This window comes from Sphingobacterium sp. FBM7-1 (assembly GCF_020687765.1).
Lineage (GTDB): Bacteria > Bacteroidota > Bacteroidia > Sphingobacteriales > Sphingobacteriaceae > Sphingobacterium.
In genome coordinates this window covers 1-12,867 of the sequence record NZ_JAJEWJ010000011.1, presented here as the reverse complement: position 1 = coordinate 12,867, position 12,867 = coordinate 1, and the positions used below count along the sequence as shown (strand labels likewise).

General features: G+C 43.3%; 6 protein-coding genes. 1 reads left to right on the top strand and 5 read right to left on the bottom strand.

The window, feature by feature from the left end; genetic code table 11:
- Positions 1–246: 246 nt before the first annotated feature.
- The 5 genes from LKO28_RS14660 to acnA form a co-directional block, all read right to left on the bottom strand.
- Positions 247–1,980, bottom strand: coding sequence for a pectate lyase (locus tag LKO28_RS14660; RefSeq protein ID WP_227695771.1), 1,734 nt, complete (start codon positions 1,978–1,980; stop codon positions 247–249).
- A gap of 87 nt (positions 1,981–2,067) precedes the next feature.
- Positions 2,068–3,615: a DUF4957 domain-containing protein gene (locus LKO28_RS14655; RefSeq protein ID WP_227695770.1), complete on the bottom strand. Its 1,548-nt coding sequence runs from the start codon at positions 3,613–3,615 to the stop codon at positions 2,068–2,070.
- 18 nt (positions 3,616–3,633) lie between these two features.
- Positions 3,634–5,439, bottom strand: coding sequence for a RagB/SusD family nutrient uptake outer membrane protein (locus LKO28_RS14650; RefSeq protein WP_227695769.1), 1,806 nt, complete (start codon positions 5,437–5,439; stop codon positions 3,634–3,636).
- Positions 5,440–5,449: 10 nt separating this feature from the next.
- The gene (locus LKO28_RS14645; protein WP_227695768.1) at positions 5,450–8,626 is read right to left on the bottom strand and encodes a SusC/RagA family TonB-linked outer membrane protein; all 3,177 of its coding nucleotides are present in this window, start codon (positions 8,624–8,626) and stop codon (positions 5,450–5,452) included.
- Positions 8,627–8,942: 316 nt separating this feature from the next.
- Complete coding sequence (gene acnA / locus LKO28_RS14640; RefSeq protein ID WP_227695767.1) at positions 8,943–11,669, bottom strand: aconitate hydratase AcnA; 2,727 nt, start codon at positions 11,667–11,669, stop codon at positions 8,943–8,945.
- Between the two features lie 668 nt (positions 11,670–12,337).
- Between acnA and LKO28_RS14635 the strand changes: the two genes are divergently transcribed.
- Entirely contained in the window at positions 12,338–12,778 is a 441-nt protein-coding gene (locus tag LKO28_RS14635) for a hypothetical protein (RefSeq protein ID WP_227695766.1), read from the top strand.
- Positions 12,779–12,867: the final 89 nt, after the last annotated feature.

Here is a 12,867-nt window from a genome sequence, read left to right as displayed (position 1 = left end):
CGAAAGAATATATACTGTTTGACGTGGGAAGTATTCCGGCCCACAATCAAAACTATGATGCCAAACGGACATCTAGCGAAATAGAACACAAAAAAAGACATTTCATTCGTATAATGGACTCCCGCGGTATCCGTCAACGCTACCAGCCTATACGATTTTCTGAAATTATACCTTTTTATCGATTGGTATTCCGCATAATAAGCCCACTCTATATTATGCTTTAGCTGTTTACATTCTATTGTGTTATCAATACAACCCCTCTACTAAACTATTAAAATACACTTCGATATTATCATACACAGCACTGAGGTCTTTACCATTTGCATTGGCTACGTTGGGATTTAGTCCGTTTGCAATTTCCCATGCATCCGGCATACCGTCTCCATCGGTATCAACAGCCGGCGTAGTCTGCACCAGTGTAGGCCAACCACCGACATCCGTCTGAGAATCGATAATACCATGATATCCCGTTTTTGACCCGTTGTAAGTTGCCGTTCCGTTCCTCGTTTCTGACACAATACGAGCATCCACTTCGTCTCTTTTCAGGCTTGCACCTGCAAGATTTAACACTTTTTCATAAGCGGCTGCGGCGGTCTCTTCTTTAATCTGATAAATCTCATCAATAGCCAAAGGAGAGGTTAGTTTACACAATGCTTCGGAGGCAGACCCATCGTACTGCATTGCTCCTGTCGCCCAATTATTTGCCGTAATCGACGGTTGATTATGCACATAATTTCCATTCATATAAAATTTACCGTACCCTGGGCCGTATTGCGCATCATTTTCATAGCTAACTCTGAAAATTCTTCTTTGTGTAGCAGAGCTTGTCGTTGATGGTCCTGGTTTGTAGTAATTATTTACCCAATTGTACTCGCCATTTTCACCTCCATAAGCACCGATTCCTTTGTAATTGTAAATCACATTATTTCGGTAATCGACATAATCTTTACCTACGGGACTTACACCTGTTCCATTTCGAGCTCCACCGTCCATACGGGGTGTTCTGCTGTTATGATGTGCTAATAAATTGTGGTGAAACGATGCTTTATTACCACCCCATATACCGCCGTACCCATGGTCATCCTTCTCGTGGAAAGATTTATTCAGGCTTTCCGCAATGATACAATACTGCATGGTGAAAAACTGATTAGCGTAGAAGGAACTTGTTTCATCAATCGACCAACTGATCGAACAATGATCGATAATAACATTTTTACGGTACCTTCCCCATAAAGCGTCGCTTTTCTGACGGGCTAAATCGCCCATTCGGAAACGCATAAATCGTATAATAACGTTATCCGCATCAACGCTCACTTCATAATTTTGTATACAGATACCGTCGCCCGGTGCGGTCTGTCCGGCGATCGTGACATCCCCGTTACGAATCCGTAGCCTACTATTCAATTCGATATTGCCCGAAACTTCAAAAACGATAATCCGGGGACCAGATTGGTCAATAGCCGCACGTAACGTACCGGGGCCACTGTCCGCTAGGGAAGTCACCTTAATCATTTTGCCACCACGCCCGCCAGACGTCATTTTCCCATAGCCCTCGGCGCCTGGAAACGCTAGCGGTATCTCTGAAACAGGTCGCTCCTTTGTCGTAAAACTTTCTACGAGGACATTAGAGGTAAAAGAAGGATTGCTTTTATGAATGGCGCGTAAGCGAGCGTAATACGTTGTTTCGGAAGATAATCCGCTGAACTCCACTTGAGTTTGCTGGATAGTATCCGTCTTGGCAACAACCTCAGAAAAAGTGGCATTTTTGCCTACCTCGAGAAGATAGCCATCTGCGTTATTGACCGCATCCCAGTCAAAAGTAGCCGATTCAACTCCGGCATCAATCGTAAAATTTTGGGGTGGTTGAAGCGCTGTTCCCTGTTCTTCTGGTGTATCTTTACCACAGCCAAGAATTATACAAAGGAGGCATAGTCCAATCGGAAATACCATGCTTCTTCTTCGAAAGATATAATTTTTCATCTATATATTATTTTTACTAGGCTTTGCTCTTCCCATATTTTAAAAAGAGCCGCATCAATGTTCGATGCGGCTCTTCCCGTTACTCAACTAACGCCACCGCGCAGCGCCGATTCCGTTTAGTTTCAAATCCAAGTTGTTGACCGTAAAGTCGCCATTCTCCGGATCTGTAAATTCGGGATTTAGGGAGGTATAATTTCCGGTATCATTCTGGGCATTTGACACTGAACTTGCCGTGAAATTCGGCGCATTATGGTAATTATTGCCCGAAAGTTCCGTTATATTGGTCGCACTTTGATTTGCATAATAACCTTCACTCGCAACGATCAAATTCTTCGTGAATGATATACTGTTATTCGCCAACCGGATATACAAGTATCTTTTCCCATTATTATTAATCGTGTTGTAGAAGGTATTTTGGGTAATCGTAATCTTACTTTCCACGGAACCAAAGTTGTCAGAACCACCAGCGTCCATCCGGAACAAATCGCGCGCAGCTGCACTATTATAAACGGTATTATCCACAAAAGTAAATTCGTCGGCAATACCTTTTCGGAAATCTATAAAATCCCCCTCATTGCACTCAATATCATGAATCAGGTTATTTGTAAACGTTACAGACGGTATCCTCGCCTTTTTATTTACATAAAATATGCCTTTCACATAGTTTTTCACTTCACAATTCTGCATCAAGAAAGCACCATATGGGTTGTCAAGATCTTCATTGTAAACAACAGTTTGATCCGATCCTCCTCCTGTGCCATCGAGAGATAAGTCTCGAAGCGTTAACGCGGCATTTTTCGTAACACGAAAGATAGCGCCTTGAATAACCGGCTTTTTGTGCGGCTTATATCCCCGAACGGATATGTTTTTATTGATCTCTATCTTGTCATTGATTACATACGTCCCTGGCTCTATGGCGAATACCGCTCCATCGGCTGCAGCGGCGATCATTGTCGCAAGATTGTCATTTGCCGTGACCTTCGTCACTCCCTCGCCTCCTAATAGTGTTGTAAAAGTCAATTCCCCCCGTCTTTTGTTGCCGTTCATCAGTGTGGCGGTGTAGGTCACATCACTTGATAGTCCGGTGATCGTGGTCGCTCCTGCCGCAACGTCTGCAGATGTCACCACATGTTGGATTTCGCCTGGCATCAACACCACGCCAGTGGCTACCTCACCAGCTGGCCAATGAAGAGTAGCCGACTCTTCGGTTAGTGTTTCTGGATCAAATTCGTTAAAAATTTGCTCTATACCGGTTTCGAAGGTCGTCGTAATCCACTTGGAGTTTTTCAGATTCTCACCCACTGCACCGACGCGTACACTGAACAGTGTTTCTCCGAAAAGACCCTCGACCGTATAAGGCAGCTCCTCATAAGTCACGCCCTCAATTGATTTGGCCGCCGTACCAGAAAATTCAGCGTTATCAAATATTTCAATAACGTAGGAGTCGGCATTGCTCACTTTTTTCCAATTTAACCTAACATTTGTGCGATCAACAACCTGAGCAGTCAAATCCGTTGGCGACAATGCACGATCCAGGTTCAGCTCGGTTATTTCTTCTAAAAGGTTTTCGCTACAAGAAGAGAAATTCAATCCCAAAATCATTGCGGAAAACCATACTATATATTTACATTTCATGATTCAACGTCTTAAAGGTTAATTTAAATGATCGTTATTCAACAAGCCGTTCGAGTTTTCAATAAAAAACTGCCAAATCGGCCAATATTGCTGTTTATTCGGATCTTTGCCTGGGTAAACCAGTGCATCCCATAATGTGTTTGCATCACTACTACCTACCATCGTCCAGGTTTTACTTTCAGAATAATTCAGCGCAGCACCAGCAGCATCTGTATCTCCGAAGTTTAAACCGTAAATCGTGATGGTTTCGTCATCATCATTGGTTTGGTAATAGATCTTTTCCGGTAGGTTCGCGTACTTTCCAGTCCGGTTTTCCAATTGCTGAAGTTTCTCCTTCGCTTCAGCCAGTTTGGTGCCGAGCAGATTCCAACGAATAAGATCCCCTTTGCGCAACATCTCTCCCGTAAACTCCAGAGCTCGTTGATCCACAATAGCATCAAAAAATGTCGCTTTTGACACCGTGGCTTCAGCTAAAAAATCTGCAGCTTTAGTCATATTTGCGGGGAATGCGCGATCCAATATCATTTTCAGATACGGTGCTGCAGCTTGCGGTCCGTCGAGTTCATTGATTGCTTCCGCAGCCATCAATACGACATCTGCATAACGCATATACATCCAGTTAAGACCGTCGTCATTGGTCGAAGTAACACGTCGACCCATCCATTCGTACCGATACTTGCCAAAGTAGAGGCGTCCAAGCGATGATGGAGTTTGGAAAGCCCCTGCATCGGCTACATCACCAGCACGATCCCATTCGTAAGGAACGATGGAAACAAAGCGCCGCGCATCATCTTTATCGAACTCATACAACATAATAGGATTCGGTCCCACCGTACCTCCTCTATTTTGTCCTGTATATTGGCTAGTTTTTAAATGGCGAACTCCTAAATCAAAAATGACACGTCCTCGCCCTTCGCTAAAGGGGATTTCCCACATGGATTCTCCGCCAGCCGCTAGGTTTTCTTGGTTAAAACGACGGAAAACTTCTTCAAAACCTAATAAACGCTGCGTGTTGCTATTAATAATGTCCAGACACTCTTGTTTAGCCAACGCATACATCTTCTCTTTTGAAAGATCCGGATCTTGACTCAGCCGAACCGTACCATCTAGCCGTTGTGCATAACCTCCCGCTGCCAATGCCAGTCGTGCCCGAAGTCCTTTCGCAAATGCTTTGCTGACATGTTCCACGGAAGAAGTCTTAGAGGATTCATTGGGCCAAGGTAATAAACTCGCTGCCTCTTCCAAATCCATTAGTAACTGCTTATAAATCGTGTCTCGATCAGCTCGCGGCAAATATGTAGTCTCAGTATTGATAGGTTCGAACCGTGCCGGGACATCTCCCCAGCCTTTGATCAAATCACTATATAATACAGCGCGAAGAACGAGAACTTCACCTAATATTTGTGCCATTTGTGCATTCGTTTCTACATTCCCGTAGGTCCGTAAGCCACGTATTGCCATATTTGCTCGCTCAATTCCCTCATAGAATTTCGCATAAGCATTATTGTTTGTATTCATTTGACCATTATCGAAATTGGTATTGTAATTACCCAACCTCGATTTATCATCATCTATGGATTTAAGAGAGTTATGGATCTCCACATCCGTGTTCGTGCCGTAATAAACGAGATACCTTCCCCGATAAGAGTTCGTCTCCCCAAAAGATTGAATAATCCCAGGGATAATACCTTCCGCCAAGCTCGGGGAAGAGAAAATGACAGACTCATCTAAGGAAGACTTTGTCGGCGCTTCCAACACGTCTTTACATCCCGCTACCGATAAAACCGCTGCGGCCAACACAGCTATATTTATAATTCGCTTCATTTCTTTCAAATTAAAAATTCACATTCAAACCAAATACAAAGGACCTACTTTTCGGATAGGCTGAATAATCTACACCCGGTGTCAGTGGTGTTCTCCGACGTGTAGAAACTTCTGGATCAAAACCGCTATAATCCGTGAATAACAACAGGTTATAACCCGAAGCGTAAATCCGCAGATTCTGCATTTTCAGTTTCGAAGTAATCGATTGTGGAAAAGTATAACCGATCGTCGCTGTGGAGAGCCTCAAGAACGAACCATCTTCCACTGCCCAGTCGCTAAACGTAAATGAACGTGTATAAGGTGACCACATCGTGGTATTTGCGTTCATGGCTTCCAGCTCGGCCGGATCGTTACTGATCGTTCCGTCCGGACGAAGATTTGTCCAGCGCGAACCGCTTGCGACTGCATCGATCATGTTGCGGGAATTATATTGGCTGGTCGAAGTATATTCGATCTTATTTGCATTGTAGATATCATTGCCGTAACTCCAGGTAAAATAGGTCGCAAAATCAAAGTTGTAAACCCGTGAGGTGATTGAAAACCCGCCCGTATGCAATGGGTTTGCATTTCCAATGATGGTTCTGTCAGCAACACTAACTTTACCGTCTCCATCTAGATCTTTTATTTTCATAGAACCCGGACGGATCAAGCCGACAAGCTCTCTTCCATCTGTCACACCTTCTTTTAAAACCCATTGATTGGATCCCGCATCATACCTTTCAAAATCTGACACTTCATATCGACCGTCGCTTTGGTAACCGTACATCTGCCCTATAGGAGCACCAACCTCTACCATGTAATCCGTTCCAATAGCCGTGGACGCCCAACCCGAGGTACCGGGAATATTTTCAATTGCACCTAGGCTCAATACTTTATTACGATTAAAAGCGATATTCGCATTGATAGATAGGTCAAAGTTTGTTTTCCGAACGACTCCGCCATTCAGCGTGAATTCTAACCCTTTATTTTGCGTGTTACCCAAGTTACGGTATTGCACGTCGTAGCCCGTTCCGGCAACAGGAAAGGCGATAAGCAAATCTTTCGTTTTATTATGATAGGCATCAATGGTTCCGCTCAAACGGCCATTCCACAAGGTAAAATCTAAACCAATGTTTCGCGTAACTGTTGTTTCCCATTTTAGATCGGGATTCGCCATTGTTTTGGACGCCGCCCAATAGTTATCATAACCATTCACCCAATTTGTCGTGGAGTTATTAAAAGTCTGCACCAGCAAGCCGGAAGGAATGCGGTTGTTCCCTGCCGTTCCGTAACTAGCCCGAAGTTTCATGTCCGTTAACCAGGTCTTAGCATCGGATAAAAACTCCTCATCGGATAAACGCCATGCTCCCGAGATGGAAGGGAAATAGCCCCACCAGTTATCCTGGGAAAATTTTGAAGAACCGTCCGCCCGAAAGGTTGCACTCAACAGGTATTTCCCTCTGAAATCATAATTTGCACGACCGAAGAAAGACAATAGTTTATCATCCGGAGAGAAGTTATTATCAACGGAATTTGGTACGCCTTGTGTCGTCAATTTTCGCGCATCCTCAAAGGAGAAAGATTCCGGGAAATTGTGAATGGCATTGGTCAACACTTGATTTTCGGTAAATAAATACTCTTGTCCAACCATGACGTTCAACTTATGGTCCTCGCCAATCATATCATCCAAGGTATAAGTTGCCGTATTCGTATTCCGCCAACCGTTACGGCTCGTGTTAGTCAATATCAGACCTGGTTTGTCCTGATAGTCCGCAGCGGGCACGTTACGAACGTAGTAGGTCGTTGCTCCGTAAAACCGATCCTGATCATTTCGATAGTTATCGTAGCCAAATTCAGAACGTAAACGGAGGTTCGGCAACACCTGATAGGAGAGGGCTGCGTTTAAGTTAACCGTTTTTCTTCTGTAATATTGATCATTATCAGAAATGGCTACAATCGGACTGTATAAGTTAAAATCGTCATCTGTTTCGGTCGTTGTCGTTAGGCCGGCTACCGGAAACGGCGGATATAACATGGCGTACTTTAGCCGGGAATCGGCCGAAGAAACTTCGTTCTGCTCGTTCATCCCGCCACCATTCACTTGCGTATCCGAATAACGTGCACCAATATCCAACGTTAAATTATCGTATAACTTATGATTCAGTTTAAAATTCGCATTGTGGCGCTGAAAATCCGACATCTGCATAATCGCCCGGTCTTTTACAAAGCTGTGGCTCACGCTAAACCGCGTTTTCTCTCCGCCACCGCTGAGGTTCAAGTTCTGATTATATGTCGTTCCTGTCCTTCCAAATATAATCTCCTGCCAGTCATTCGGCTCGACATCCGCATAAAGATCGATATCCTGATAGTTTCCGAAATATTGGGTATAATTTTCCGGCTTGTTAGCCAAAAGCGAATGTTCGTATTGCCAAGTAACATAGTCTAGCGGCGAGAGCACATCAAGTTTGTTGGCCAAATTGCGAGAGCCGGTAAATACGTTAAAGCTGATCGCTGTTTTACCTGTTTTGCCGCCTTTTGTGGTCACAAGAATAACCCCGTTCGCCCCACGCGCACCATATATTGCTGTGGAAGACGCATCTTTTAGAATATCGATAGACTCAATGTCTTGGGGTGCAATATCTGCTATCGAACTAACTGGGAAACCATCGACAATATACAAGGGTGAGTTGTCTTGTGTGATAGACCCTCCTCCTCGCACCCGGACAGTGAGTTCCGCATCCGGCGACCCCTCAGTTGTGTTGATATTCAAGCCAGCTACACGGCCTTGGATAGCTTCCAAAGCGGAAGACACGGGAGCCGCTGTAATCGTCTTTGCATCTACCGAGGCAACCGCTCCAGTAAGGTCCTTCCTTCTCACGGAGCCATAACCGATAACGACGACTTCATCTAGGCCTGCGGCATCGGCTCGCATAGTAACTGAAATCTTAGTGTTTCCTTGAATATTTTGCTCCTGCTCCAAATATCCAATAGAACTAAATACAAGAACATTACCTCCATTCGGAATAGCGATCGTAAAGTATCCGCTATCATCTGTACTTGTTTGTTGATTCATGCCTTTCACTTTTACCGTGACTCCTGCCATCGGTATTCGGTCTTCGTCATGCACTGTACCCGAAATCGTCCGTTCTTGTGCAAAAACACACTGAATGACGAAAAGCATCAGCAATAAAGCTTTAAATTTCCTCATGATAATTGTTAATAAATGATTAAACTGGTTACTGAAAATTATAAGAACGATAATCTTTTTACAGATTATATTACATTACATTTTGGTTGGATTTTAAACAGATTCAATTGGTGTAAACATCAGTTGCACTTATGTTTATATCTTGTTAGCTTTAATATCCTATTGCAATTATAAGGTAATAAGGTTAGTAAACGGCAAGAAATAGGAACAAAAAGCACGCAAACGTTACCGGCAACGTTTGCAGGACAGTACAGGACAGCTATTCGTCACATTTTCTTGCCGTAGTTAATGGGGTAAAGTAGCCGATGATTTGCCTCTATCGGCTTAAATAACTTCTTAAAACATATTGGAGGATGCCTCCGTGTTTAAAATATTCCACATCGATATCAGAATCTAACCGAGCTCGGGCATCAAACTCAACGACTTCTCCCGATGCTTTTACCGCGCGGATTTTTACCATCTTAAAGGGCTTCAAGTCACTCGTTATTCCTGTTATATTGATTTCTTCCTCTCCTGTCAAACCTAATGATTGTGCACTTTCTCCTGCAGGGAACTCTACAGGCAGTATCCCCATCCCCACGAGGTTACTGCGATGGATTCGCTCGAAACTTTCAGCAATTACCGCTCGGATACCTAACAGGCGAGAACCTTTTGCAGCCCAATCTCGTGACGAACCGCTTCCATAGTCTTTCCCCGCTAAAACCACCAATGGCGTGCCATCGGCCTGATATCGCATCGCGGTATCGTAAACCGTCAAGGTTTCTTTCGTCGGAAAATACATAGCATAACCACCTTCTCGGTCGGTAACCTTGTTTCGGATACGAACGTTCGCAAACGTACCACGCATCATGACTTCATGATTTCCTCGTCGGGAACCATACGAATTAAAATCCTTCCGATCAATTCCCTGGCTCAACAGATACTTTCCTGCCGCACTTTCCTCGTTGAAGGAGCCGGCCGGTGAGATATGATCGGTCGTCACCGAATCGCCTAAATATAAGAGAACTCTAGCCTTTTCAATTTCGGTAAGTGCTACGGGTTCAGTCGGTAGATCTTTAAAGAAGGGAGCCTCCCGGATATACGTAGAAGCATCATCCCAAATGAATTCCTTACCTTGAGGGGCTGCGAGCTTTTTCCATTCTTCATCCCCGTCAAATATAACATCGTACACCTCTTCAAAATCCTCTTTCCGCATGGCTTCTTGGATCGTTTGATTGATTTCCTCTTGCGTAGGCCAAATATCCTTTAGATAAATCGGATTCCCATTCGGATCGTAGGATAAGGGGTCTTCCATTAGATTCACATCGACACGACCGATAAGCGCATAAGCAACTACCAGCATAGGAGACATTAAGAAGTTCATTTTCACCTGCGGGTGAACACGTGCTTCGAAATTCCTGTTTCCGGATAGGACTGAAGCGACTACCATTTCACTGTTATCAATAGCCTCCGCGATATGCGGCGGCAAAGGCCCGCTATTGCCTATACATGAGGTACAGCCATAGCCTACCGTATGAAACCGCAGCGCTTCCAAATCGGTGGATAAACCCGAGCGCTCTAAATACTTTGTAACCACCTTCGATCCCGGAGCTAGGCTTGTTTTAACCCAGGATCGGGTGCGAAGTCCTTTTTCAACAGCCTTCTTAGCGACCAATCCAGCACCTATCATGACACTGGGGTTAGAGGTGTTTGTACAGCTGGTGATCGCAGCGATCACAATACTTCCGTCACTCAGCCGGTATTCGCCATTTTTTAATTTAATCTTTACGCTCCGTAAATCGGCGGCGGCTGTGGTCACGGTTTCATTATGTTCTTCCGTCTCTTCCCTAACAAATTGGGTACCAGAGCCCCCCTCGTTTAACCAAGCATGTTCCCTTCGATCATCAAATGGGACGTAGTTTCTTTGAAAATCTTGGTCGAGAACGGTGCGAAAAGTGGACTGCAGATCTTTCACTAGAATTTTGTCTTGTGGCCGTTTGGGACCCGCGACGGTGGGTTCTAATGTAGTGAGATCTAACTCTACAATCCTAGAGTATTCAATCTCTTCATTTCCCGTCCGCCAAAGCATATTTTCCTGGCAATACTTTCGTACTAGTTCAATTTGCGCTGTAGAACGGTTCGTCCGCGCCATATAATCAAGCGTTTGATCGTCGATAGGAAAGTAAGTTACCGTGCAGCCAAACTCAGGCGACATATTCGAGATTGTAGCGCGGTCGGTAACGGTTAATTTATCCAAACCATCACCAAATACTTCTACAAATTTCCCCACGACCCCCGTATCTCTCAGTATTTTTGTTATGGACAAAACCATATCCGTCGCCGTGCAACCCGCGGGAATTTCGCCGGTGAGTTTTAGACCAACTACTTGCGGACAGGTGAAATATACCGGCTGCCCTAGCATGGCTGCTTCGGCTTCAATTCCTCCTACACCCCAACCCAGAACGCCGATACCATTTACCATCGGGGTATGGGAATCTGTTCCGACCAAAGTGTCCGGAAAAGCCCAACCATCCCGCTCTACAATACCTTTCGCCAAGTACTCCAAGTTCACTTGATGGCAGATACCCATGCCGGGCGGAACCACCGTCAAGTTGTCCAAGCCCTGCTGGGCCCACTTTAGCAGCTGATACCGTTCCGCATTTCGCTCATACTCCAATTTTACGTTTTCCTGATAAGAATAATCTGTCCCAAAATAATCTACTTGTACCGAATGGTCTATGACTAGGTCAACCGGAATAGCAGGGTTAATTTTGGCTCCATCGCCTCCCTTTCGTACAAATTCCGCTCGGATTGAAGTAATGTCCACAACCGCAGGTACACCTGTAAAATCTTGCATCAATACACGAGCTGGCTTAAAAGGGATATCTTTGTCCGTGCCCGAAGCATTCCAGTTTGTCAATATATCCACATGATCATCGGTTACCGCAAAGCCGTCATGATTTCGAAGGACATTTTCTAAAAGAATCCGAATCGAAAATGGTAATCGATGAATATTCTTACCGTTCTCTTGTAATTTTTTAAGTGGAGCTATTTTGTGTGTCATGATGTGTTAGTTTCGTTCATTTTACGGGATAACCCCAATATAACACATATTGTTTGAAATCAGGAATATAAATAAACTTTGGGAAAACTCCGCTTCGAGACTGCTTCGGGTAGGCTTCGAGTCCGCTTCGACTGTTGTTCGACTCCGCTTCGGGTTTCTTCGGCTGCTAGTCGAAGAACACCCGAAGCGCTGCCGAAGAAATGCCGAAGAAATGCCCTAACTTTTTCGAAGTCTTCTGCAAGCTTTCTCCTATATTTGCCGAATACCTTCCGTAGACGAGGCGAACATTACCAGTTTTAAGTTAAATCTTTAGGCTGTTCTAGTTTAAAAGATTAGAGAAAACAAAAAAACGCCGAAGTCTTAAAGATTTCGGCGTTTTTCGTTAAAAATTGTAGCCCCGAGCAGAATTCACATTTTCATAATGAAATATATGGTTTCATTATGATTTTGGAAATGTAAAAACTTTATCAACACACAAAATTTTAAGATTTCCAAATATGTATAGAATGTTGTTTAGTGATAAAAGAAGAATTTGTATGAGATTTTGTATGTGCCATCTTTAACATTCAGAGTAAAATAATAGACATATTTTGTTTTTAATGAAGGTTTTAATATTAATTATTATATTTCGATAATATCATTTGGTTTAAAAATAGATCTTATTTAAAATGAAATTAACGAAGAAAGCCGTAAAAAATGCTTTTGATAAAGCAGAAGATAAGATCAATATTTGTTGGGGCATATTAATTGATATTAAAGAGTTTAAGACAAAAAGGACAAACTTAGGGACTAATATCGTTGAGTTTCAAGAAAAACTAGCTGAAACAATTTTTGATTTACACTCGATTAGAGATCAAATAATTTCTGAAGAAAAGAGAATTATTACAAACAGAAGTAAATATAATCGCGATTGGTTTTTATCAAAGGTTAGGCTACTTTCGAAATTTAAAGAAGGAATAGATTTTATTGTCAACACAATAAAAGCATTAGGAGATGCTTTTGTATATTTTTTTTATCAAAATGATATAGACCTATTGTCAAAGCATTATAACCATCAGAGGGTAATCAATAATACTGCCTGTAAGCTTCCCCTAAAAAAAGACTGTTAGAGAATAGAAAAATGATTAATAACTTTAACAGTGTATTATGAAAGGAAAACGATTCAAACCAGAGCAGATCAGTAAGATCCTTAAGGAAT